Source organism: Bacillus sp. DX4.1 (assembly GCF_030348195.1).
Classification (GTDB): domain Bacteria; phylum Bacillota; class Bacilli; order Bacillales; family Bacillaceae_G; genus Bacillus_A.
The window spans coordinates 331,966-357,306 of record NZ_JAUCFT010000006.1 but is presented as its reverse complement, the minus strand read 5'-3'; the positions used below and the strand labels follow the sequence as shown (position 1 = coordinate 357,306).

The 25,341-nt window shown below is 35.0% G+C and carries 22 protein-coding genes and 5 pseudogenes; 15 read left to right on the top strand and 12 right to left on the bottom strand.

What is annotated here, in order from left to right; all coding sequences use genetic code 11:
- Positions 1-88 precede the first annotated feature (88 nt).
- Positions 89-2,089 (top strand): acetoacetate--CoA ligase, encoded by a 2,001-nt coding sequence (locus tag QUF99_RS01925; RefSeq protein WP_289368362.1) that lies wholly within the window; start codon positions 89-91, stop codon positions 2,087-2,089.
- A gap of 99 nt (positions 2,090-2,188) precedes the next feature.
- Positions 2,189-2,851, top strand: coding sequence for an IS6 family transposase (locus tag QUF99_RS01920; protein ID WP_289368384.1), 663 nt, complete (start codon positions 2,189-2,191; stop codon positions 2,849-2,851).
- An 88-nt stretch (positions 2,852-2,939) separates the two neighbouring features.
- Here QUF99_RS01920 and QUF99_RS01915 read toward each other — a convergent pair whose 3' ends face one another.
- The 3 genes from QUF99_RS01915 to QUF99_RS01905 form a co-directional block, all read right to left on the bottom strand.
- Positions 2,940-3,317, bottom strand: a complete 378-nt coding sequence (locus QUF99_RS01915; RefSeq protein WP_289368360.1) for a hotdog domain-containing protein — start codon at positions 3,315-3,317, stop codon at positions 2,940-2,942.
- 303 nt (positions 3,318-3,620) lie between these two features.
- Complete coding sequence (locus tag QUF99_RS01910; protein WP_289368359.1) at positions 3,621-3,911, bottom strand: DUF3784 domain-containing protein; 291 nt, start codon at positions 3,909-3,911, stop codon at positions 3,621-3,623.
- 21 nt (positions 3,912-3,932) lie between these two features.
- Entirely contained in the window at positions 3,933-4,805 is an 873-nt protein-coding gene (locus tag QUF99_RS01905; protein WP_289368358.1) for a LysR family transcriptional regulator, read from the bottom strand.
- A gap of 194 nt (positions 4,806-4,999) precedes the next feature.
- On the opposite strand from QUF99_RS01905, the gene QUF99_RS01900 reads away from it, so the two are divergent.
- The 5 genes from QUF99_RS01900 (at position 5,000) to QUF99_RS01880 (ending at position 9,538) form a co-directional block, all read left to right on the top strand.
- Positions 5,000-5,728 (top strand): (Fe-S)-binding protein, encoded by a 729-nt coding sequence (locus QUF99_RS01900; RefSeq protein WP_289368357.1) that lies wholly within the window; start codon positions 5,000-5,002, stop codon positions 5,726-5,728.
- Complete coding sequence (locus QUF99_RS01895; protein WP_289368355.1) at positions 5,725-7,137, top strand: LutB/LldF family L-lactate oxidation iron-sulfur protein; 1,413 nt, start codon at positions 5,725-5,727, stop codon at positions 7,135-7,137. The genes QUF99_RS01900 and QUF99_RS01895 overlap by 4 nt, the downstream gene beginning before the upstream one ends.
- A 1-nt stretch (position 7,138) precedes the next feature.
- A complete protein-coding gene (locus QUF99_RS01890; protein WP_289368354.1) occupies positions 7,139-7,831 on the top strand; it encodes a LutC/YkgG family protein in 693 nt (230 codons plus the stop codon).
- A gap of 40 nt (positions 7,832-7,871) precedes the next feature.
- On the top strand, positions 7,872-9,221 hold the full coding sequence (locus tag QUF99_RS01885) for an MFS transporter (RefSeq protein WP_289368383.1): 1,350 nt from the start codon (positions 7,872-7,874) through the stop codon (positions 9,219-9,221).
- Between the two features lie 122 nt (positions 9,222-9,343).
- A complete protein-coding gene (locus tag QUF99_RS01880; protein WP_289368352.1) occupies positions 9,344-9,538 on the top strand; it encodes a MerR family DNA-binding transcriptional regulator in 195 nt (64 codons plus the stop codon).
- Positions 9,539-9,790: 252 nt separating this feature from the next.
- Here the strand turns inward: QUF99_RS01880 and QUF99_RS01875 are convergent, their stop codons facing one another.
- Positions 9,791-11,056: a sensor histidine kinase gene (locus QUF99_RS01875; protein WP_289368351.1), complete on the bottom strand. Its 1,266-nt coding sequence runs from the start codon at positions 11,054-11,056 to the stop codon at positions 9,791-9,793.
- A gap of 110 nt (positions 11,057-11,166) precedes the next feature.
- Positions 11,167-11,553: pseudogene (locus tag QUF99_RS01870) on the bottom strand (serine/threonine protein kinase); the annotation flags it as partial.
- Positions 11,554-11,711: 158 nt separating this feature from the next.
- Here QUF99_RS01870 and QUF99_RS01865 point away from each other — a divergent pair.
- Together QUF99_RS01865 and QUF99_RS28660 are read left to right on the top strand one after the other, a co-directional pair.
- The gene (locus QUF99_RS01865) at positions 11,712-12,167 is read left to right on the top strand and encodes an NUDIX hydrolase (RefSeq protein ID WP_289368349.1); all 456 of its coding nucleotides are present in this window, start codon (positions 11,712-11,714) and stop codon (positions 12,165-12,167) included.
- A 914-nt stretch (positions 12,168-13,081) separates the two neighbouring features.
- Positions 13,082-13,171: pseudogene (locus QUF99_RS28660) on the top strand (replication-relaxation family protein); the annotation flags it as partial.
- Between the two features lie 6 nt (positions 13,172-13,177).
- Here QUF99_RS28660 and QUF99_RS01860 read toward each other — a convergent pair.
- Positions 13,178-13,408 (bottom strand): XRE family transcriptional regulator, encoded by a 231-nt coding sequence (locus QUF99_RS01860; protein WP_286125582.1) that lies wholly within the window; start codon positions 13,406-13,408, stop codon positions 13,178-13,180.
- Positions 13,409-14,637: 1,229 nt separating this feature from the next.
- Here QUF99_RS01860 and QUF99_RS01855 point away from each other — a divergent pair.
- Positions 14,638-15,336, top strand: a complete 699-nt coding sequence (locus tag QUF99_RS01855) for a DUF4145 domain-containing protein (protein ID WP_289368348.1) — start codon at positions 14,638-14,640, stop codon at positions 15,334-15,336.
- A 763-nt stretch (positions 15,337-16,099) separates the two neighbouring features.
- Here QUF99_RS01855 and QUF99_RS01850 read toward each other — a convergent pair.
- A pseudogene (locus QUF99_RS01850) lies at positions 16,100-16,318 on the bottom strand (DDE-type integrase/transposase/recombinase); the annotation flags it as partial.
- 354 nt (positions 16,319-16,672) lie between these two features.
- On the opposite strand from QUF99_RS01850, the gene QUF99_RS01845 reads away from it, so the two are divergent.
- From QUF99_RS01845 to QUF99_RS01835, 3 genes are all read left to right on the top strand, one after another.
- Positions 16,673-17,833 carry a DUF5667 domain-containing protein gene (locus QUF99_RS01845; protein ID WP_289368347.1) on the top strand — a complete coding sequence of 387 codons (1,161 nt, stop codon included), beginning with the start codon at positions 16,673-16,675 and terminating at the stop codon, positions 17,831-17,833.
- A 78-nt stretch (positions 17,834-17,911) separates the two neighbouring features.
- Positions 17,912-18,634, top strand: a complete 723-nt coding sequence (sigI, locus tag QUF99_RS01840; protein ID WP_289368345.1) for an RNA polymerase sigma factor SigI — start codon at positions 17,912-17,914, stop codon at positions 18,632-18,634.
- Positions 18,627-19,787: an anti-sigma factor domain-containing protein gene (locus tag QUF99_RS01835; RefSeq protein WP_289368344.1), complete on the top strand. Its 1,161-nt coding sequence runs from the start codon at positions 18,627-18,629 to the stop codon at positions 19,785-19,787. Before sigI ends, QUF99_RS01835 begins: the two co-directional genes overlap by 8 nt.
- A 454-nt stretch (positions 19,788-20,241) precedes the next feature.
- Here the strand turns inward: QUF99_RS01835 and QUF99_RS01830 are convergent, their stop codons facing one another.
- Positions 20,242-20,682: a YaiI/YqxD family protein gene (locus tag QUF99_RS01830; protein ID WP_098183962.1), complete on the bottom strand. Its 441-nt coding sequence runs from the start codon at positions 20,680-20,682 to the stop codon at positions 20,242-20,244.
- A gap of 261 nt (positions 20,683-20,943) precedes the next feature.
- Here QUF99_RS01830 and QUF99_RS01825 point away from each other — a divergent pair.
- A pseudogene (locus QUF99_RS01825) lies at positions 20,944-21,388 on the top strand (ATP-binding protein).
- A 552-nt stretch (positions 21,389-21,940) separates the two neighbouring features.
- Complete coding sequence (locus QUF99_RS01820) at positions 21,941-22,813, top strand: alpha/beta fold hydrolase (protein WP_483298583.1); 873 nt, start codon at positions 21,941-21,943, stop codon at positions 22,811-22,813.
- Positions 22,814-23,171: 358 nt separating this feature from the next.
- On the opposite strand, the gene QUF99_RS01815 is transcribed toward QUF99_RS01820, so the two are convergent.
- From QUF99_RS01815 to QUF99_RS28430, 4 genes and pseudogenes are all read right to left on the bottom strand, one after another.
- Positions 23,172-23,891, bottom strand: coding sequence for an aspartate/glutamate racemase family protein (locus QUF99_RS01815; RefSeq protein WP_289368340.1), 720 nt, complete (start codon positions 23,889-23,891; stop codon positions 23,172-23,174).
- Between the two features lie 144 nt (positions 23,892-24,035).
- Positions 24,036-24,278 carry a DUF3937 family protein gene (locus QUF99_RS01810; protein ID WP_098167099.1) on the bottom strand — a complete coding sequence of 81 codons (243 nt, stop codon included), beginning with the start codon at positions 24,276-24,278 and terminating at the stop codon, positions 24,036-24,038.
- Positions 24,279-24,490: 212 nt separating this feature from the next.
- Positions 24,491-24,799 carry an IS3 family transposase gene (locus QUF99_RS01805; RefSeq protein WP_289368337.1) on the bottom strand — a complete coding sequence of 103 codons (309 nt, stop codon included), beginning with the start codon at positions 24,797-24,799 and terminating at the stop codon, positions 24,491-24,493.
- Positions 24,800-24,824: 25 nt separating this feature from the next.
- Positions 24,825-25,337 (bottom strand): annotated as a pseudogene (locus QUF99_RS28430) (IS3 family transposase); the annotation flags it as partial.
- Positions 25,338-25,341: the final 4 nt, after the last annotated feature.

Sequence of the window (25,341 nt, the reverse complement as noted above, 5' to 3'; positions counted from 1 at the left end):
TGAAATAAAAAAAGGTATTTCAAGAGCGCATGCTGTACATAGTTATTATTTACTTCATAAAATAATTGCTAATTTAGGAGGAATAATAATGAAAGCGATTACTGAAGGCGTTTTATTATGGGAACCATCACAGCAGCAGATTGAAAACTCAGGTGTCAGCCTTTTTATGAAATGGCTCAAAAAAGAGAAGGGTTTATCTTTTGGAAATCAAAAGGGACTATGGAAATGGTCTGTCGAAGAACTTGAATCGTTCTGGGAAAGCATTTGGAATTACTGCCAAATCAAATCTAGCACACCGTATAGTCAAGTTCTGAAATCAAGAAAGATGCCTGGTGCCAAATGGTTCACTGGTTCTACGTTAAATTATGCTGAACATGTCTTTCGCAGTAGTAGGGGAAATAAACCGGCAGTAATCTTTCAATCAGAAACCACTCCGAGAACAGAAATAAGCTGGCAAGAACTTCGGGAAAAGACGGCAATGGTTGCAAATTTTCTAAAGAAATTAGGGGTTAAGCCAGGAGATCGTGTTGTTGCTTATATGCCTAATATCCCTGAAACCATAATCGCTTTTTTAGCATGTGCCAGTATTGGGGCCATTTGGTCCAGCTGTTCCCCGGATTTCGGAACGGGTACTGTTATTGACCGATTTAAGCAAATTGAACCGACTATTTTATTTGCGGTTGACGGGTATTCTTATAACGGTAAAATTCAGAATAGACTAACAAACGTTTCGGAACTTCAATCAGGGCTGCCTACCTTAAAAAAGACGATTTTAATCCCTTACATCAACAGTAATGATTCTAAGTTGAACGATAATACAATGTATTGGAATGACATCTTACAAGGGGATTGTGAGCTTGTCTTCGAGAACGTACCATTTGATCATCCTCTATGGATTTTATTTTCTTCAGGAACAACAGGATTGCCAAAACCAATCGTACAAAGTCAAGGTGGAATACTATTAGAACAGCTTAAGACATTATTAGTTGAACAGGGTGTTAACCAGGATGATGTGTTCTTTTGGTTTACAACGACAGGCTGGATGATGTGGAACCTATTGGTGGGTAGTCTTTTGGCTGGAGGCACGATTGTTTTATATGACGGCAGCCCATCTTATCCTAGTATACATGTATTATGGGACCTTGCAGAAGAAGTCGGTGTTACTTTCTTTGGTACAAGTGCCGGTTTCTTAAGTGCTTGTATGAAATTCGGGATTAAGCCAAAAGAAAGGCACAGTTTTTCCAAGTTAAGATCTATTTGTTCAACCGGTTCACCTCTACCTGTAGAAGGATTCTTATGGGTATATGAGAATGTGAAAAAAGATGTATGGCTTGTCTCAACCAGTGGAGGAACTGATGTATGTACTGCATTTGTTGGCGGCTCACCTATATTGCCTGTTTACGCAGGAGAAATACAAGCCCGTTCTTTAGGTGCGCACGTACAATCATTCGATGATGAGGGAAAACCAGTTATCAATGAAGTTGGAGAATTGGTTATAACTGCTCCAATGCCATCTATGCCCCTTTATTTTTGGGGAGATGACAATAATAAACGTTATCTTGAAAGTTATTTTGAGATGTATCCAGGGATTTGGAGACATGGCGATTGGATTAAAATTGATGATAAAGGCAGCTGCGTCATTTTCGGACGGTCAGACTCCACCATCAATCGGCTGGGGGTACGCCTAGGGACTAGTGAGATCTATCGTGTGGTTGAGGCTCTAAACGACATTATGGAGAGCTTGGTGATTGATTTAGAACTCCTTGGACGCAGATCATTTATGCCGCTCTTTGTAGTGTTAAAACCTGGAGTAAATATGAGTGAAGACTTAAAGGAAACAATAAAAGCTGAGATCAAACAAAAGGTTTCACCTCGGTTTGTTCCTGACGAAGTTTATACAGTAGAGCAAATCCCGAAAACATTGAGCGGAAAGAAACTAGAAGTCCCAATTCGCAAAATTCTATTAGGATTTCCGGCAGAAAAGGTAGTCAATCAAGGTTCCATGGCTAATCCCGAATCATTAAGCTTCTTCATTGATTTAGCACAAATTATGGTTCTGGTGCAAAAACTTCAAGATAATTGCAATTAATCTCTAAATCTTGGACATACTGATACTATTACTCTAAAAAAGGGTGTGATCGGTATGGAAAACCAAAATTTGTTCAAATGAAAATATTATCAGCCTGACATTATTTTATTAACGGTGAGATGGTATCTACGGTACAACTTGAGCTTTCGTGATTTGGTGGAAATGATGGAGGAACGAGGTTTGTCCATTGCCCACACAATCATTATGCGTTGGGTTCATCAATATGGACCTGAATTAGATGCAAGAGTACGACGTCACCTTAAGCTAACTAATGACTCTTGGAGAGTCGATGAAACCTATATGAAAGTAAAAGGACAATGGATGTACTTATATCGTGCAGTCGATTCAGAAGGGAATACGATTGATTTTTATCTATGTGAATCAAGAAATAAACAAGCAGCCAAGCGCTTTTTCAAGAAAGCCTTGGCTTTTTCGTACGTTTCTAAACCTCGTGTGATAACAGTGGATAAGAACCCTGCCTACCCTGTAGCGATGCAAGAGTTAAAAGAAGAGAAACATATGCCTGAAGGTATACAACTAAGGCAAGTTAGATATCTCAATAATATAGTAGAACAAGACCACCGTTTTATTAAGAAACGTGTGCGTTCTATGTTGGGATTCAAGTCTTTTGACACAGCTACATTCATTCTTTCGGGAGTAGAAGCCATGCATATGATCAAAAAAGAACAGATTGATTTACGGGATCAGTCTGTCCAAAATCAGAAAGAATTCATCCATCAATTGTTTGGGCATGCAGTATAAGATACGTTTCCGCTAGGAATATATACGCTTTATTCTCTTTTATTTTATCTTTGCACCAGAACCCGTAAGAGTGTTAAGGAGGGATCATTCACAGTATTACACCTGAAAAGTTGCCTTTTAATACTACTTTTTCATTCTGGTTTTTACATAAAAAGGATGCAATTATTGCTGTTCTATGATTTTCTTGCCTTTCGTATTTTTCAATTTTAGCTTCACAAATTATTGTATCCCCTGTAAATACAGGTCTTAAAAACTCAAAATTCATAGTACGAGCCAGTACGTTATTATCTCCACCTATTTTCGTTGGTAGAGTTGCCGTTAGTAACCCTTGAGTTACAAGTCTTCCCTGTTCATCTGGGGTTATATGGTGAATCCCTTCATCACCTGAAACCTCTGTAAATAATTCAACATCCCTTACTGTAAAAGTTCGTTCAAACGTAATTATATCTCCGACTTTTAAAGACATATAAATCTCCTCCTGAAGTTTAAATACTGTTATGGTTAGTTGTAATCTTAATATTGTGACAATATTAAGCGATGTTCAACTATTCCGACCGTTAGTTCAATGAGGACTACACATTGAATTTTGATAAGTGTAAACCGTCATATGTTTTTCTCATTTCATTGATTAGACGATCATCAACAGAGTGTTTCTCTCATTGAAAAGCTTGCTCTTTTTTCGTTTGAGATAGTTTGTCCATATGCTTTAATAAGTTATTAAACGCTTTGTTCACCATTTCCCCTTAACTGAGCCTTCTTTTTAGAAGGATTAGTGAACCATTCTCGTATTCACGTAAGCTGCTAATACAACATGCCCAACGATAATAATAGGAACAATAATTTGTGTGTTGGGCGTAGTGAAGACGCTACCAATTGCCGCAATGACACCTGCACCTAGATTATAAAGCCCAACTATGTTTGCTAGTTTTTGCTTATCTTTTACACGTCTTTCATTGAATCCAGATAAGAGCCAAGTATACTGTTTTACGCCTATAAAGAAAGATAATGTGAAAGAGAGAATAGCGATTATACATAATGATGGAGAAGCAAAGAGGGCCATGGTTACACCTCCGAAATAATTTTATGTGTACTCTATAAATCGCTGAGCACTTTTAGAGAGTTGACGATCTTTCAACCATATAATCGATGATTCGGATTGGAAAGGAAAATCTATTAAATCTACTATTGTTAGAAATTCTTGCGGGATATAAGATACAGCACTTTTAGGTAGAATGGAGGCCCCGATTCCAGCCATGATGAGCATAAGCACAAATGCAGAGTCAGGACATTCACATGCTATATTCAATTCTATACCAAGGCGATTGCATTCATCAATGACGAGTTGATGATAACTGTCTTCTATATCTTTATGTAAAAGTAAGAGAGGCATGTGATTTAGTTCGGTTATGGAGATTGGAAGTTGTGAATGATGTAGTTCCCATTTTGCAGGCATGACTAATACGAATGGTTCTCTTGATAAACAAATACTAGAAAAAACATCTTTATTAAAGGGTGTGCGCAAGATAGCGAGTTCGATATTCCGATTTTCTAACTGCTCTGTTAAGTATAAAGGACCACCTTCCCATATTTTTAAGTTCACATTCGGATAGTTTTCTTGAAAATAGCGGATTTTTTCAGAAAGAAAAGGAATACAAGAATGAAATGCTCCAATAGATAGATTTCCCCTTAGCCCTTCACCGGTATCTTTAATTTCTGTAATTGTTTCTTCTAATTGATTAATAATATTTTTCGCTCTCGTATATAACATTTTACCTTCTTCGGTCAAATGCATATTTCGCCCGTTTCTTTCAAATAAGCTTACAGATAATTCTTGTTCTAATAATGCCAGTTGTCTACTTAAGGGAGGCTGTGCCATATGAAGTCTGTGAGCAGCACGGGTAAGTTGCCTCTCTTCAGCGATTACAATAAAGTAACGAAGTTGTCTTATATCCATTTCAAATCCTCTTTCTATACCTTTTTTGTATACAAAAACAACCTTATAAATAGTTTTTATATAATATTTCACATGATATCATAAATAAAAGAATTAAAATATAGAAAATTCTAAAAATTTAAAATACGAAAAACTATTTTCGGTAGAGTAATAGCTTAAAAATATATCGTATCGTTCCAGGGAGGAAATCTTTTATGAAAGTTTCGTTATTTATTACTTGTTTATCAGATGTGTTTTTTCCTCAGGTAGGTAAGAGCGTTGCGGAAATTATGGAGCAATGTGGAGTGGAACTAGATTTTCCGGAAGGGCAGACTTGTTGTGGACAACCAGCTTACAATAGCGGATATCAAAAAGAAGCTAAAGCGGCTGCAAAGCAAATGATAAAAGCATTTGAACATAGTGAATATATTGTGATTCCTTCAGGCTCTTGTGCTAGCATGATTCATCATTATTATAAAGAGATGTTTAAGGAGGATAGTGAATGGTATGAAAAAGCAGTTCATTTAGCGAATAGAACGTATGAGCTGACGGACTTTTTAATGAATGTACTTGGAAAAGATGATTTAAATACTAAGTTATTTGAAACAGCCGTTTTCCATCAATCTTGTCATGTGAGTCGTGGACTTGGGATAAAAGATGAACCACTTAAGTTACTATCACAAGTAGAAGGTCTAGACGTAAAAGAATTACCATATTGTCAAGATTGTTGTGGTTTCGGTGGTACTTTTGCAGTGAAAATGAGCTCAATTTCTGAAACGATGGTGGATGAAAAAATAAAACATATTGAGGCGACAGAAGCCAATCTCTTAATTGGAGCAGATATGGGATGTCTTATGAATATTGGCGGGCGGTTACGCAGAAAAAATAAAGATATTCAAGTGTTACATGTAGCAGAAGTACTGGCGAAGGGGCTGAATCAATGAGTGTAGTGCAGGGACTAGAATTTTTGGGAAGAGTAGATCAAGCGTTGCACGATTCGCAAATGAGAAGTGCGGTTCCATTTACACAAGATAGACTTCGGATAGGGCAGGAACAAGCTACATCTGAATTAGGAAATGTTGAGGAATGGCGTGAGGCAGCATCTGAAATTCGGATGCATACAATTGAAAATTTAGATAGTTATTTGGAACAATTAGCTACAAATGTTCGAAAAAATGGGGGGCATGTCCATTTTGCTTTCAAAGCAGAAGATGCCGTATCGTATGTTTCTGAAATCGCAAGAAAAAAAGGAGCAAAATCGGTTATAAAATCGAAGTCCATGGTTTCGGAAGAAATACATCTTAATAAAAATTTAGAAGAGATGGGATTAAAAGTGGTAGAGTCCGATCTTGGAGAATATATCATTCAATTAGCCGGAGAAGCTCCATCACATTTAATTGCTCCAGCTATTCATAAGACGAAGGAACAAGTGGCAGAACTTTTTTCTAAGGAAGCTGGAAGAAAGATGCCCGTTGATACAGATCAACTACTACAATTTGCTAGGAAGCGATTGCGCAAAGAATTTTTAGAAGCTGATATTGGTATTTCGGGTTGTAATTTTGCAGTAGCGGAATCTGGATCTGTCGTCCTCATAAGTAATGAAGGGAATGCTCGCCTTACGACTACATTGCCAAAAGTTCATATTGCTATTATGGGGATGGAACGTCTTGTCCCAACATGGAAAGACCTTGATGTAGTCGTTTCCATGTTAACAAGAAGTGCTACCGGTCAAAAAATTACATCCTATGTAACCGGAATTAATGGGCCGCGTTTACCTGAAGATATGGATGGACCTGAAGAATTTCATTTAATTATTCTAGATAATGGCCGTTCTGATATTTTAGGAACCGCTTACCAAGAAGTATTAAAGTGTATAAGGTGTGGAGCTTGTGTAAATGTATGTCCTGTATATCGCAATATTGGAGGACATGCTTATGGAAGCGTTTATAGCGGACCAATTGGGGCAGTATTAGCGCCTTTATTAGAAGGATATGAAGAATTAAAAGAATTACCTTTTGCATCAAGTTTGTGCGGGGCATGTACAGATGTTTGCCCGGTAAAAATCCCATTACATGACCTTCTCATTGAGCATCGTAAAGATGAGGTAGAACAAGGATTTGTAACAAAGACCGAGCAACTGGCTTTTAAAGGTTTTGCATTTATGGCGAGTCATCCGTTTGTTTATGATAAAGCCGTTAAAATGGCTCGCACTGGCTTATCCATTTTTGCAAAAGATGGTTATATCGCGAATGGACCCGGTCCATTAAAAGGTTGGACAGAAAGTAGAGATTTTCCAAAACCTGCGAAACAATCATTCCGTGATTGGTGGAAAAAAGAAAAGAGGGATTCATAACATGAATATGGATGTACAAGACTCTTTTTTAAGCAATATCGCACGTAAACTAGGAAGAAACCGTCGCTCCGGGGTAACTCCTCCCAAGTGGAATAACGATCCACTTAGGCACTTTCATAAAGAGATAGATCACGAAAGTTTAGTAGAGCAGTTTATTGCAAACTTGAATGCATTACATACAGAAGTAAGTCACATATACCGCTCAGAAATAGAGAATGCTCTTCAGTACGTTGCAGGGAAATTTGATGTTCAATCTGCGGTGTATTGGGATGATGACCGATTACATCAGCTTGAAATAGGAAAGTATTTAACAAGAAATTTTGTTTCTCATCGAATTTGGCAGAGTAAAGAAGATGAAAGAGAACTACGGGATTACGTGGCTCAAGTGGATATGGGGATTACATATGCAGAAATGGGACTAGCTGAAACTGGAACAGTTGTTTTATGGAATGGTGGTGGGCGTGGACGTTTAGTTAGTGTTTTGCCGCCAGTTTATGTAGCGATCCTTTCGGAACATACAATTTATAGACGTTTGACGGAAGGGATAGCAGCAGTTCACGAACAGGTTTCAAATGGACTACCTGCCTGTATTAATTTTATTACTGGTCCAAGCCGTACGGGTGATATTGAAATGGAATTAGCTTTTGGAGTTCATGGCCCTGGCAAGGTTCATGTCATTATATTAAAGGATTAGAGAGAAAATCAGTAGCATACGAGGGGGAATGGGGATTTTGATGAAGAACAAATTCCGCTATTATGTTTTTACGATGCTCACGTTGATTACGATGGTGAATTATATTGATCGCGGAGCCATCGCATATGCGCAGTCTTTCATTATAAAAGAATATGGATTTGATCCGAAAGAATGGGGCGCTATATTAGGGTATTTTGGTTACGGTTACATGATTGGTTCTTTATTAGGAGGCATTTTTTCAGATAAAAAAGGGCCAAAATTTGTATGGATATTAGCTGCAACCACATGGTCTATTTTTGAAATTGCTACTGCTTTTGCAGGTGAAATAGGAATCGCTATTTTTGGCGGCTCTGCTTTAGCGGGATTTGCCCTTTTCCGAGTTTTATTTGGATTAACAGAAGGGCCATCTTTCGCGGTTTCGAATAAGACAGCAGCAAACTGGGCAGCGCCAAAGGAAAGAGCTTTTCTAACATCCCTTGGTTTTGTTGGTGTTCCGTTAGGCGCAGTATTAACTGCACCTGTAGCGGTTATGTTACTCTCTTTTACAAGCTGGAAAGTGATGTTTTTCATCCTTGGTGCAATTGGTATTATATGGGCGGTTATTTGGTATTTTACTTTTACGAGCATGCCTGAAGATCACCCGCGAGTAACGAAAGAAGAATTAGCTGAAATACGAAGTGATGAAGGGGTACTTCAATCAGTAAAAGCAGAAGAAGGAATCAAAAAAGAGCCGTGGTATTCATTTTTTAAAGTTCCAACATTCGTCATGGTTACGTTAGCGTATTTTTGCTTTCAATATATCAATTTCTTGATATTAACTTGGACACCAAAATATTTGCAAGATGTATTTCATTTTCAATTATCTTCTCTTTGGTATCTTGGCATGATTCCTTGGCTTGGAGCTTGTATTACACTGCCTCTAGGGGCAAAGCTATCGGATCGTATTTTACGTAAAACAGGAAATCTTCGTTTAGCTCGAACAGGATTGCCGATTATTGCTTTATTCCTTACAGCGGTTTGCTTTAGTTTCATTCCAGCGGTGGATAATTATGTAGCTGTATTAGCACTCATGTCACTTGGAAATGCATTTGCTTTCTTACCAAGTTCATTATTTTGGGCAATTATTGTAGATACGGCGCCTGCTCAATCAGGGACCTATAGTGGAATTATGCATTTCATCGCAAATATTGCGACAATCTTAGCCCCGACCTTAACTGGATACTTAGTTGTAAGCTATGGGTACCCTTCTATGTTTATCGTAGCTGCCGTATTGGCCGCTATTGCAATGGGGGCAATGCTGTTTGTGAAACCAGGGCGACAAAATAAGGCTGAAAGTTTGTTTAACTGGAAGAGTAAGGAGAGATTAGAGGAACCTCGTGCTAATATTTAAATCAGCTGTGTGAAAAACGAGTTATATGCAAACTCGTTTTTTTATTTGTCTAAAACGGATGTTTTCTATAGTAAAATATGATTTAAGTGGGAAGAAATTGAAAATAAAGGCTGGGATAATGTATGTATACAGTTGGACAGTTTTCAGTAATATGTGGTGTGTCAATTAAAGCATTACATCATTATGATGAAATTCGCCTTCTAAAACCTCTGCATACTGATTCTGTAACAGGGTATCGATATTATGATTATGAGCAAATAAAAAATGGAGTAAAGAAGGAATACCTTCAAGTTAGCTATAGCCAGGACCTTTTATAGGAGGGTTCATATATAACTAATTTAAGCCAAGGTTTATGAAAAGCATATCTTATTTTGTATTAACTAGTAGTAATATTCCCACTTTAAAAATCATCGAAAACAATGAAGTTAGGCGGGAGATGAAATGTTAGTAAATACCTGATTAGTGAAGGCTAATAATCAGTGGGGGATGGAGAAAAAACATTGATTAAAATTTCAATTTATATAGTGAAAAACAAAAAGGAGCATAGGAGCTCCTTTTAAATCAAAATGTTAGTGTTTTTTAGCAATCTCATTATTTTGTGGAAATGTGATCGTTAAAGTGGTTCCTTTATTAACAATACTATTTATATCTAAAGTACCATTCATCGTTTCAATGATTTTTACTGCAACCATCGTACCTAAACCTGTTCCTCTTGTTTTTGTACTAAAATAAGGTTCACCAAATCGATTGATTTGCTCTTGTGTCATCCCAATTCCACTATCTTTAATGACAATAGTAATTTTGTTTTCACAAGCAGATGATTTGATACTTAGTTTTCCGCCATTTGGCATCGCTTCAATACTATTCTTTATTAAGTTTAAAAAGCATTGCTGAAAATGTTGTGTATTCCCAGTGATGGAACCTGTTACTAAATTCTCAGAAACATGTATAGAATTCATATTACATAATGGCATCATCATACTTATTACTCTTTTTAATTCTTGATCTATTACAATGTTATCAACTTTTTGTGATGCTGGCTTAGCAAATGTTAAGTAGTCATCAATGATAACCTGAGCGCGGTTTAGCTCTCCAAGAATATGTTCAATATATTGTTCTCGCGATTCTTGTGGTAAATCTGGAGTTTTAAGGAGTTGAGTAAAACCTTTTACTACGGTAAGAGGATTTCTTACTTCATGTGAAATACTCGCAGCAAGTTGACTCACAATTTCCATCTTCTCCATCTTTACTAATTTAGACCTCATAATAACGGCATCTCTTAAAACCTCATTCATATATACAACAAATAACATGACAATTGGAGGGAGTAGAATAAAATAAGTGATATATGAATTTGTAATTGGGAAATCTGACAGAACAACAGCGATAAAGGTTGTAAGTAAAGCAAGGGAAAAAGGTAAAATCATTGACATAATAAGCTTCTTTCTTCTGTTTAATTGATTAAATTTAGAAGAAGAATAGGCAGTGAAAATAAGCATGGTAATATAAACAATAACTGTTAAAAAGTTAACACCATAAAAAACAAACCGAATCAATAACATGATAGATAATAAAGCGATCCCAACTGGTAAACCACCATAAAGTGTACCTATTAAAAAAGGGATCTGTCTTAAGTCGTGAACGCAGTTTTCGTCTATGTATATAGGGAATTTCATACATAAAATCAATGGTACACTAGTGCATATAATGATAAGAATCTTTTTATAGTTTTTAAAAAATATTTCATTATTATATATAAAATAAAAAACAAAGATGCTGCTTAAAATGTAAAGCAGATTATTTAATACGTTTTGGTTCATGTATACAAAATTCATCTTGCATGCCTCATTATTGTAGTTTTCAGTACTATAAGTATTATACCGAAAAAATGAAACTTCTTCATGTTTTAATTATTGGAATGAGGACTGTGATTACTTTTGAATTGTTATTTGTTTCGAGCAAATTCCCATGCTAAGTGAAATTCTTCAATTGATGCATAACGTTGATTTCTATTTTTTTCTATCGCACGAGCTGCTACGTCATACAATTCTTTCCCTGCTTCCCATTTAGTGAAAGAACGATCGAGTTCCCCTCCAAAGAACGCAAAAGCGATTGCTCCCATATTAAATACATTTGTTTTCTCATCAATCACTGCATCAAGTTCGAATTCCTCAGGTGACATAAATCGTGATGATCCCCAAAGTATTCCCATTGTATTGATATAAGGTTTCTTCTGATATAAATCGATATCACAAATCTTTGTTGTCTTTGTTTCAAAGTCATACAAAATGCTTCCATCATAAAAATCTATTGCTACATAATTTTTTCTTTCTGTTGGTTTAAAATAAAGTTTGATAATTTGTAATAAAGTTTGATAAAAACAGTTTGCTCATCAACTTAAATTGCAAGCTGTTTTTATCTAGTTTGTGTACAATATTAAAGTAAGAAGAATATTGTACAAGAGTGCAGATTTTCAAAGGAGACATATATATGGGATATATTATGGACTTGCGTAATTTGGTTGGAAGTAGACCTTTAATTATGGTCGGGGCGTGTGTACTTGTTATAGATCATGAGCAACGAGTTTTATTACAACTTCGAAAAGATAATGGATGTTGGGGACTGATTGGTGGTTCTATGGAGTTAGGAGAAACACTTGAACAAGTAGCTCATAGAGAATTGTTTGAGGAAACAGGACTAACGGCTGAGAGTCTTAAATTAATTCATACATATTCAGGGGAAGCTTTTTATTATCAATATCCTCATGGTGATGAAGTCTATAATGTTGTGACGGCTTTTGAATGTAAAGAATATAACGGTTATTTAAATCATGATAAGGATGAGGCAACAGACCTTCAATTTTTCTCTTTATATGACTTGCCAAAAAATATAAGCCCACCAGATAGACCTGTACTCGAAGATTATAAATTAAAATACACTTTATAAGAATTGGTGGCTAAATGAAAGATTCAATGTACGAATAGAATAATGATCAATCTTTTTTATAAAAAACTTTCTAGCAACATAAATAAAGGAAGTCATTCTGATCAAACTTTGTTCAAAGTGATTTCTTTTATTTGCTGTAACACAAGGATTTTTGTGATATTTTTAATCAAACTTTATTTTAAATCTACACCCATAGCTCTCTTTGAGCTGATACGCCTACCGTGTCAGTTGAAAGGGGTCATGGGATACCTCATACAATGAGCAGAACATATATGAAAGAGCTTTCGCTTTTCTTTCAGTCACTGAACACAGGGCATGTAGTCATTACATATACTCGGTGATTGGGAGAAGGTTGGGATTGTAGTGGGAAACGATTATAAAGTAATGACCTGGTTTGATAGAGGGGAGGCATATCGATTAACACCTCTTTTAAATTGTATTAAAGGTATAGAAAAAGCTTATTTGCGTAGCGAAGACACAGAATTCACTATTACATATTTTGCGATACGAGAAAGCCCCTGCAGGACTTTAGTCCGCCTTTAGGCATGGGATGGAAGTATCGCTTTTGCATCGCAAAACATGTTAAAATTTATTTATAGTCATGCAAAAAACTCTAAAACGATCATGTTCTCTGAAAAACGAATATTGTATGAGGTTGCACGAATCAATTTCATTTCGTGTGTAAAACAATATGTGTCGTCAAGAACAAGACGTTAAAACATAATGGAGAACCCAAAGATCTGTACGGTATGGTAACAGTACCGTAGCCCATGAACCTATACGGTCTGTCATGGGAGTGGTGATGACACACCGCAATCTTGCACGTCAGCGATACCAGAAATGGACTTCGCCTTTGGTAGCAAGAATCCCACTGACGTTAGTCAGCTTGCGGCTTTAGCCGTGGGAGTGTCAATGTATCTGATTACCGGCAATCAAACTTGGAACAGTACGCTGTAAAGCAAAGTGTTTTCATGAGAACATTTGTTATGAGAGACATATTCTAAGTATCATTAAACATCTATATCCCAAAAGTCATGATAATCTATACTTTTATCGTATTTTTTCAGTGTTTTAATGATTTTAGTTGCTGATGTAAGAGTGGGTACGCGATCTTTTTTATTTGCTAAATCACTTATTAATGATTTGCTTAATCCAGTCATCTGAACTAACCATTGTTGTTTAACACCTCGGCGATCTAAATAATTACCAAATCGAGTTCTTTTTTTACCCAAACCAAACATTGATAATCACTCCAAGTGGATAATATAGTAGTAACAGCCTGTACAAAATTCCATAAAATCAAACATTCGTTCACAAATATGGAATTATTTTTTGCAATACATCATAGAATAAAATTGTAACAGCAGATATTTTTGTAATTATTTTGTGGAATATAGCATACATAATAATAGCTACAAGATGCGGATACACTGAAATATAATTGCATCTTGTTGCAATGGGTATGCTAACAAAATAAAAAAGCTGAAACTCCTTCTGTAAGAAGAGATTCAGCTTTTTTATGATTCATAGATTGTTAATCTATTTTTAATTATTTTAAATAAATTGAAGCGTCATATGTCGAATAGATACAAGTTACTTCAAAGTATATGGATTTATGGGAAATATCCAACACTAAAATTTCACGTATCGTAATGAAAATAAAAAAAACCTGAATTAGGGTTTACATTTTTACACTGTGTACTGCTGCTAACAATAAAGTTGTTTTAAAGGACTTTATTATAAAAACATTAAATTAAATTTTTACCGAAGAAAACAACTTGTCCTGATTCAAGTTGTTTTCTTTGGTAGGGTACAACAAAGAAAGAGTAGAGAATGCAATGCACAAACATGTCAATCAAATGGAGTAAACTGCCGTATAAAACTAAAAATTCAGAAAATTTAATCACTAAAGGGTTTTTGTTTACTCTCTCTTTGTAATTATGAGTTTAACATTAAAAAAGAAATAAAACAACAAAAATATACAAAATTCTGATAAATTCGACATTTATTTTATTACAAGCTATCTTATTCATGATAGCTTTTTTATTGTTCCAAAATCCCTCTTGGTTTTTCTGTTTTAGAGCTACCCCTTGGTGTTAAAATGTGGGCATTTATGGTGATACTCTACTAGAAAAAACTATCATTTCCATATATTACAGATTGTAATTATGATTTTTAAAGTTATACTTTTTGTATAACTTTAAAAATTTTTATTATCAATTATACACTATATGGAAATAATAACTACTCAGCTATACCTTTAATTTAGGAGTTTCATAGGCGGAAATTCAGTCTATTTTTTTGCTACAATACAAACATGTGCGATACCACTACATCTTGTAATAAAACAGGTAAACATATTTGTTTAGTAAATTTTTCTAACTATCTTATATCTTCATGAGGTGACTGAATAGTTACCAGAAATATTTATATAAGTTACGTATTAGGGTTGAGTTTTTAGGAGGTTTAAATGAGAAAAATATTGCCAGGGGCCATTTTGTCTTATACCCAGTATGGATATTTAAAGGTTCCGAAAAATGTAAAAAGCGAGTGTCCTAAATGCAGTAAATCAGGTGAATTTACGTTAAAAACTAATTTTTACCATGTTACAAAAAGAGGATTATTCGCAGAAGGGCTTTGTTTTGAATGTAAAAAGCCATCAGAATTTGTGATTATGTTTAATGATTATATGGATCGAATAAATGAGGAAGTAGAAGTTTATATTTATAGTCCTTCGGATTTAAGAGATCCTTTGGATCAGCTCGAACGCAATAAACATATCCCTATAGACCTTTTTAGGGCATATCGCTCTACTTTAAATGTCAGTCAGTCAAAAGATAACTCTGCTGCTGCAGTAATGTCAAAACGAGTTCTTGAAAGTGTTCTCAAACATTTTCTTGGAGAGAAAAATAATGGGCAGTCTCTTTCCCAGCAATTTGAGCAATTGCCAAAATATATCGATTTAACTAAACCGATTCAAGATGTTGGCCACCTCGTTCATCCGGACAGTCCTCTTTATGGAATGCTTGAATTGAAACAGGAAATTGATGATGAAACAGTAGCTTTATTAACAGAATTATTAGAAGTCCTTATCCAATATTTATTTGTGTTGCCTGAAAAAATCGAATCAGTACATGAAAAGATTGAACAGAAATTTAAAAAGATGTAGCACGCACATTTTTAAATTTTTATACGCTAAGAGACTTTCAAAAACCAATAGCATAATTTCAATTGGGATTTTAATTTAAGATAAGTTTTGAGACACCATTTAAGCTATTTTTAGCTTATTTTACGTTGAAGTGCATTTGTCTCAAATACATACCGACGTTTTTGAGAGTAGGTGATTTTCTTAGATTAGTAAAATCAACGCTTTTTCATGCCGAATTTTGCTTAGCGTATATTTCCGTTAAAATGTGAGCGGTACGCCATACTCATTAACTTAAGAATTTTTCTATCCTCAAGTATAAAAAATGTTATTCTTTCTAAAACAACTAAATTATATTTCATAAAAATGTTTTAGACTGTAAAAGATATTTATAACCTGAAAAGGGATTTTCCATTCACATAATCATCGTTATCAGAAGTTGTTAAGTCCATTTTTTACAGGTGGTCCCAATATTTTGTGTTATGTATTCAAGCACCTTCACCAATAAAGATACCCCTTATCCTCATTATTCCCTGTAGAGAGCAGCAACCCCCTACGTCGTGCTACTGGGAGCACTATGATTTAGCCATATTCCTTTTCTTTTTCTCCAAAACAAATACAACGAATAAAGCAGTTAAGAAGAAAAGACCTGAGAGAACTTTGATTGATGTATGTGAAGCAAGTACTAGATCTTTAAGAAAACGGTTCTGGTGCAAATATATGAAGAAGAACGCGGATAATAGTAGATTCCTAGTGAAATCGTATTTTATGCTATAAGTCCAAACATTTAGTGGATGAACTCTTTCTGATTTTGGACAGACTGATTCTGTAAATCAATCTGTCCCTTTTTTATCATATGCATGGCTTCAACACCACTCAATATAGAGATTGCAGTTTTAAATGACTTGAACCCTAACATAGAGCGCACACGTTTCTTAATAAAACGATGATCTTGTTCCGCTATATTATTGAGATATCTAACTTGCCTTAGTTGTATGCCTCCAGGCTGATAATGCTTCCATTTAAACAAATTTTCCTTTTCCATACTGATCACGTCCTTTTTTAGAGTACTAGTATCAGTGTGTCCAAGTTTTGGAGATTACTTACAAGAATCTCGAAGTTTTGCACCAGAACCAGAATATTGATATGTGAGGGTTTTACTGCCCGCGAATAGCGAGATAAAATGAATGCGAGTATTTTTACATATGAATCTATGAAAAAGTTGATGGAATTGTCAGCTTTTTATTTTCGGAAAAAATTGTTTATCTATTTTTATAAAAAAATATTTTTTTGACCCCTATAAAATTTTTATTTCCTCCGAATATGTATAGTGAAGAAAGCAAATGGAGGGAAAATCATCATGAAAAAAACACTATTAAAAGGCACTATGGTAACTATGATGGCATGCAGCCCGTTTCTGATGGGAACAGCAGCGTATGCTAGCGAAAACACAGATGCGGTAAAAACAACGGAAACTGAAAAATCATCTTTAGTACAAGGTGACGTCTTTTATTTTGTGAAAACTATGGTTGAAGATATTAAAATGGCTCTTGCGACAAACGATTTAGAGAAAGCGAAGCTATTGTCTGAGCAAGCCGCGGAACGAATTACTGAAGCAAGTGTACTAATTGAAAAAGGAAAAGGCGATCTTACACAAGATACATTAGAAAAAGCGGCGGAAGACTTAGAAAAAGCAGATAAGCTTTCTGGCGAAGAGAAAGCAGGAACAGAAAAGCCTGCTGGTGAAGAGAAAGTAGAAACAGAAAAGCCTGCTGGCGAAGAGAAAGCAGAAACAGAAAAGCCTGCTGGCGAAGAAGAAAAAGAAGCAGCGAAAGTAAAAGTGCACATCGGAAACAACATCGAAGCATTAGCAAAAGTGCTAGATCAAGTGAAAAATCCGAAAGTAAAAGCTGCAATTACAAAAAATATAGAGAAGAGTTTTTCAAAGATTGCAGCTAAAATAGAGAAAGAGCAAGAAAAACAAGCGGACGCTATTGCAAAAGAAAACAAGAAAGCAGATCAAAATACAGAAGTAACTCCAAAACAACCAGCACAACCAGAACAAGTAACGCAACCAGAACAAGTAACACAACCAGAACAAGCAACACAACCAGAACAACCAGAACAACCAGCAAAACCAGCAAAACCAGAACAACCAGCAAAACCAGCACAACCGGCAAAACCAGCACAGCCAGCACAGCCAGCAAAACCAGCACAACCGGCACAACCGGCAAAACCAGCACAACCGGCACAGCCAGCAAAACCAGCGCAACCAGCAAAACCAGCAAAACCAGCACAACCGGCACAACCGGCACAACCGGCACAACCGGCACAGCCAGCAAAACCAGCACAGCCAGCACAACCAGCGCAACCAGCACATAAACCGGCTGTTTCTCATGAGAAGCATGAGCAATCAAACCAAAAGGGTCAAACAGAGAAGGATGATCATCAAGACAACGGTAAAAAAGTCGGTCACGAAAAGCATGAAGAACAGCAAGAAGACAAGCACAAAGAAAAGTAGTAAGAAAATGTGGTAAAATGGTCACTTCTTTAGTGACCATTTTGCTATTTGGAGCAAAAGGAGGGAGGGGGATTACTAGTGTTGAGTTTAGTGATGAAGATCATAAAAAAAACGACCATAGAAGATATCGTATTTAACATACAAAACAACGGAGGAGATAAGGAAGCTTTTATCGCACAGTATCGACCTTTTATTCGAAAATCAATCTCGTCTGTCTGCCGCCGGTATATTACGGAGCAGGATGATGAATATAGCATTGGATTGTTTGCGTTTAATCAAGCAATTGAACAGTATTCATATAAAAAAGGAAAATCTTTTCTAGCGTTTGCTGAGCTTCTTATAAAAAGAGATGTAATTGACTATATACGCAAGGAGTCTAAGCATAATCTCGTCTTTTTAAAAGAAGACCAGCAAGAGGAAATGGTAGAAATGCAGGTATCGCTTACGGAGTATATGAAAGAGATGGAAAACAGTAACCGTAAGGAGGAAATTCTTCATTTTCAAATTGTGCTAGCTGAGTTTAAAATCACATTTTCAGAGCTTACTAAGGAATCTCCAAAGCATCGTGATACGCGTGAGCACTTAATAGAAATTGTAAAGATTATTATAAAAGAAGAGAAAATGATGGAAGAGCTGTTCCGAAAGAAAAAGTTACCGCTTAAACACATTGAACCGCGTGTTAGGGCAAGTCGGAAAACGTTGGAGCGGCATAGAAAATACATTATTGCAATGTGTATTATCTTTGCAAACAACTATACATATATTCTTGATTATATAAGAGGGGGGAAGCATGATGAATAAAGGGATTGTGATGGATATAAAAAAACATAGCGTAGTTGTTTTAACTCCAGATGGAGAGTTTATTACGTTTAAAAGAAAATCGCACTCTTATATGATTGGAGAGGAAATCTCGTTTAACGAACAAGAACAAAGAGTACCGCGTTTTTCAATCCCTTCTTTCTTAAAGCCTGCATCATTACTTGTTGCTTGTTTTCTATGTGTGTTTCTGTTTTTCTACAACCAACCGGAAGAAAAAGCACTCGCTTATGTCTCAGTTGATATTAATCCAAGTTTAGAGGCGAGCGTAACAAAGGATCTTCGTGTTATAGATTTACGAGCTTGTAATGATGATGGAAAGCGCATTTTAAAAGAAATGAAACGATGGAAAAATGAACCTTTGCAAGACGTAGTACGTACCATTGTAAAGCAAAGTCAAGAGGATGGATACTTAACGAATGACAAGCAAGTTATGCTAACAGCTGTTACAAAGGAAAAGTCGCTAGAACCACAGTTGGAAAAGGCTATGCAAGGATTAAAGAAAGAGTATGAGACAAAACATGTTACAGTCGTATATCAAGGCAGTACGATGCAAGTGCGAGAGAATGCCAAGAAAGCAGGAGTCGGCACAGGTGTCTATATAAAGCAAGAGAATGAGAAGAAGAAATCGCTTACTCCTCCTGCACCGCCGTCTAATCAGGAGGAACACCCTCAGGAGATACATTCGCAACCAGAGTCATCACCGGATGCATCATCGGATTTGTCTCCTGTAAAAGAAGAAAGATATGAGGAGCAAGAGCAAATAGAACAAAAGCAATCCCAGGAACAGCAACCCCAGCAATCAAAAGGAAATAATGGGCATCAGCAAGAAAACAACGGTAAAGAGTATAAACCAGAATATAAGCAAGAAAATAAAGAGTATAAACCAGAATATAAACCAGAATATAAGCAAGAAAATAAAGAGTATAAACCAGAAAATAAAGAGTACAAGCAAGAAAATAAAGAGTATAAACCAGAAAATAAAGAGTACAAGCAAGAAAATAAAGAGTATAAACCAGAAAATAAAGAGTACAAACAAGAAAATAAAGGAAATATAAACGAAAACAACGGGCATAAAAAAGAGGACAAAAACGTTCCTGCCACGCAACATCAGGGGAAAGAAAAGAAAAATCCATAGAATATTTAAGAAGTATAGGGTACATTGTTTATCAAGACCTAAATGAAAAATTCCCAATAAGTAAAGGACAATACATATTTTATATAACCCAAAATATGATATTTTTATAAAAAAGTTTAATCAAAATTCACTTAGAATTCTTTACGTGAAGGGATAAAGCATCGCATCTTTTTTTAAAACGTCGCGACTTTATTCTAAACATTTCATCTTTTTTATAAACATCGCGACTTTATATCAAAGCTACATCAGTTATTCAATTATAGGGCGCGTTTATTTAGAAACGCGTCTTTTTTTGTATATTAAGTCATTTGATAGAATATGGTACCATTAATATGATACATCAAATAATTATAATGTTTATTCATGTGAGTGTAGTGTAAGGCTTAAAAAAGAACTGAAATACTTGTCACAATATTATTTTTCTTGGCTTTCCTTAAAAATGGACGGTTCTTTTTTAAAGTGAAATCGCTCTTTTAAAAAGCTCCCTAAATTTCTCCCTATCTTCTGATGTAAATGGTTTTGGCCCCTTTGTACGCTTTCCGCTTTTTCGAGCCATTGCACTCAAATAACGTGTTTGTAATAATTGGTCAATGTTTTCATTTGTATAGCTATACCCATTATGGTGAAGAACCGTACACCCTTTTGCTAAACCTAGCGAAGCAAGACCATAATCTTGCGTAACGATTATATCTCCTTTTTCTGCTAACTTCATAATCCGATAATCCGCAGCATCTGCTCCAGAATCAACATAAATTTTTTCCACTCCTGATGGTTGTTCCGCATTAGAAAAATGAGAAAAGCTAGTAACAAGGATAACAGGAATTTCAGCATTCGTACCTTCAGAGATAATAATATCTTTTACCGGACAAGCATCTGCATCAACATAAATTTTCATCTTTATCACTCCCATAAATAAGTTCGAGTTGATGATAATGGCAGATTTAGCTTTTGTCAAACGAAGATGCTTTACCTAAAATCATTAAAAAAACAGATATTCTATTAAAGGGCGCGATTATTTAAGATTGCGTCTTTGTTTTTGGTAAAAAAGCGCTTGTGCACATTACTATTTTTTGAAATAATTGGTTTTAAGAAATTGGGCAGTTTAATGCAAATAAATGACAGAATAATATAAATTTTTAACACTGGAGTTGTATTTATGAAAAGGTTAGTGATTATTACAGTAGGTAAAACCCATAGTGGGAAAACCACATTTGCAAGAGCTTTGGAAAAAGAGTTAAATAATTCTTTTGTGATGGATCAAGATAATCACGCTGAATTTATAAACAATTTTTATAAGAACTTACTTGTATCTGCTTGAAGAGTTGTTTAATAAAAATATGTTTGTCCGTATCCTGGTCCATTTTGATATTCCAGATGATGTTCTTCAAGCTCGAGTAATTCAAAGTCAACGTAGTACCAATATATTTAGAGGTGCTTATTCTAATTTTGAGGAAGTGCTTATCCGTCAACAGGCTGATTCTCTAAAAGAAGATGTTACAGATCCAGTAGAAAGTGAAGCAGACCATTTATTCGTGATTAAAGACAATGAGGAAGTTGATTCTGTTATTCAAAGAATTGTTCGTATTGAACAATGTTTATGATTATCCTAATCTATGATGATTGAATTCCCTAAAAAGTACTTATTTCAAAATGGAAGAGTTATTAAGCTAAAGGGCGCTTTAATTGAATAAGGATAACAGAAATGATCAATCTTTTTTATAAAAGAGTGATTTACCGGGATATATTAAGAGCGTGTTTTGATCAATCTTTTTTCAAAACACGCTCTTTCCTTTTGTTCATTTATCAAAGTTATTAGTATCAATTTGATCAAACTTTATTCTAAAGCAACATCCACTAAAGAGCCAGATTGTTGGATAATATTTCCAGATATTTGCGTTAGATTAATGTAGGTTCTGATTTAAGAAAGGCCCTAGAATAAATTTAAACTATCCATAAATAAGATTAAAAAAAGGGTTATAAAATGTTAAGTAATTATAGAAAAGAGAGAATTGTATATCTGATAAAACTACTTATTACAGAAAGAAGTGAAAATAATGAGAACGTGGAAAAAGTTTAGATTTTGGATTTTTATTAGAAATATTTTATTGATTGCTGCGGCAATATCTTTCATTTGGATAATATTTAATCAAATTATGATTGCATATGAACAAAATAAATATCCTCCGTTAGGTCAATTAGTTGAAGTGAATGGTGAGAATATGCATGTATATACAAAGGGTGAAGGTGAAAATACTATTGTCTTATTAAGTGGTGCGGGTACCGCAGCACCTGCATTGGATTATGAACCTTTAATGAATGAAATGGCAAAGAATAATAGAATAGTAGTGATAGAGACATTTGGATATGGCTGGAGTGATATTACAAATAAGGAACGAACAGTTGAAAACATCGTAGAGGAAATAAGAGACGCACTTAAAAAAGCCAATATAGAAGGGCCATACATATTAATGCCGCATTCCGTTTCTGGCATTTACAGCATGTATTATGCCAATAAATACCCTGATAAAATTAAAGCGATTATATGTATTGATTGCACTTTGCCGCAAGTAGTGGAGTATTTTAATGAATCTGCTCCAACCATGCCCCGGTATTTGAGCGTTGCAGCCCCGACTGGAATTGCAAGGCTGGTAGTAAATATGAATCCAGAGGAGTACCTTCCCATTGCGGATAAAGGAACTTATTCTGATGATAATTTAAAGATGACAAAGAGCATTTCTGCATGGAATCTAGGTAACAAAAATGTAGTTGCTGAAGTAAATGAAATGAATCATAATATCGATAAAACGATTGATATGTCATTTCCTCCAGAGATTCCTGTCATGATATTTACTGACAAAGATGACAAAGTGACGGAAGATGGGAAAACAATTGTATCTTTTTATCAAATGCAAATAAGCCATTTACCTTCTAATAAGCTCGTTGTATTAGAAGGACATCACTACCTACATTGGACTCGTTATAAGAAAATGAGCGAAACCGTTAATGATTTTATAGATACATTTTAATGAATAGAATGCTTAAGTATTTTAAATTTGATATTCAGCAATCAGGCGCGATTGCTGAACAATGAGCAGTCGTTTTTTTACTAGGCGGATCCGAATAGTACTATAAATAATTAGATGTAAATAATTAAGAAACCCAGCTAATCTTCTGATGTGAAGGTAGCTGGGTTTTTAAAGTTGGATGTGCAAAATAACACTAAAAATATACGCAAATTATCGGTCAAAGTGACAAGTATACATTCAAAACACTATAAATAAAGAATTTAGGATACCTATAAACAAAAAAAGCTAGATCCATGCTAGCTTTTTTACATAATTCCCGTTAGGGAAAGTTAAACTCAATAACATACATCACAAGAACTTAGCTCTTAAAACTCTCCACATTTTCTTTATTCAAAGCATATTCAACAGCACATTGAGCATGAATACGGGTAGTATCAAATACTGGTACTTTGCAATCTTCTTGTGAAACTAAAAGGGTAATCTCTGTACATCCAAGAATAATAGCTTCCGCTCCATCCTTAATAAGATTATCTATAATTTTTATGTATTTTTCTTTTGATTGAGAAAATATTTTTCCAAGACACAATTCTTGATAAATGATATTATGAACAATTTTTCTGTCTTCTTCATTAGGAACAAGAACATTTAAACCATATTTATTTTTTAATCGTCCTTTATAAAAATCTTCTTCCATCGTAAACTCTGTAGCCAAAAGACCTACTTTCTTAATTCCTTTCTCCATAATTTTAATTGCAGTTGCATCTGCAATATGAAGTAATGGTATAGATAAAGCTAATTCTACTTCATCAGCCATTTTATGCATCGTATTGGTGCAAATTATAAGAAAATCTGCACCACCACATTCAATCTTCTTACTAGCCTCAATCATAATTTGAGTAGCTTTTTCCCATTCTCCTTCGTGTTGAAGTGTTTTTATTTCTTGAAAATTTACTGAATACATAAGACTTTGTGCTGAATTATGACCACCTAATTTTTCCTTAATCAATTCATTAATTAACTTATAATAAATAATTGATGACTCCCAGCTCATTCCACCAAGTAGACCAATAGTTTTCATATTTACCATTCCTTTACCTTATTTTGAAGTAAATCATATGTTATTACATTCTGGTAATTATAAAAGAATCCTTGTGTATATATCTTACTTATGTGAAGTTTACATAACACCACTTACCGTTAGCAAACCAGAAAAAAACGGGATCTACATAGATACCGTTTTTTCTGGTAACTTCTTCGTGCATTGATATAAAGCAATTGCTCCTAAAATAACAAGTATACCTTCAGGAGCATCTAATAACACAGTTTTCCATGTTCCTGAAATTAATAACTCATTACCTGTAGAAGATTTATAATATCCCTCTATATAGCCAATAGTAAATTGAATTATAGATAAAAAGATAAATAAACCTAAACCAATTCGAATCCCTTTTTTATTTGTAAACATATTTATCCCTCACTAATAACTTTACATCTTTATATTTAATTATTTTAATCATAATTAAATTTTCTGTCAATACATCGGGAGGGGGTAGCGTCAGGATTTTGCGCTTTTACAACGTTAAGGATAAGAAGTCTTGTGAATCTTTGATTAATGTTCCATAAAGGGGTAGTAAGACGGTGGTCTTACCCCCGTCAAGTAGACAACTGTAAAAAAGACTATGCAGCCATCGAAATTCGATATTCAATTGGAGCTCGATGGTTGAGTCTTTTTTGAAATCGTTTGTAATTATAGTGATAGATGTAGGTTTCAATTGTTTGAATGAGTTCTTTCTCGTTTTGATAAGAATTAAGATTAAACATTTCAGATTTAAAATGAGAGAAGAATGATTCAATGCAAGCATTATCATGGCAGTTTCCTTTGCGAGAGTGGCTGCCGATGGCACCTAGTTGTTGAAGCGCATGATAATAAGCACGAGATGTATATTGGAATCCTTGATCCTTGATCTGAGTGGATGATGGTTCCATACACATCTCTTTTTTGTGCTGCTAAACCTAATGTTTTTAGAACAAGTTGTAAATCATTGCGATGCGAGAGTTTCCAAGCTACGATTTCATTGTTATAAATGTCTTGAACGACTGATAAATAGAGAAATTTATCTTTGAATGACAAATAAGTGATATCTGTAACAAGTACCTCATTTGGCTTTCGATTTCGGAATTGTTGTTCTACTACATTTGGAAAAACCTTTGAGGATTTACCTTTGAAAAAGCGTCGCTTTTTACGGATGATTGATTGAATTTGGAGTTCTCGCATAAGTCTGTATACCTTTTTGTGGCTCACTAAAAATCCAGCATCTCGCAAGGCAACTTTCATGCGAGGATAACCGTATTCCTTGTGTTTTATATGAATGGCCTGAATCTGTTCACACAGTGTATAATCTTTTGAAAGGCGTAATTGTCTTTGTATACATGTTGAGCGCCACTTATAGTAACTAGAGCGATTTAACTGCGCAATGATGACAAGCCATGTTACTTTATATTGAGAACGTAGTTCTTCAATAATCTCA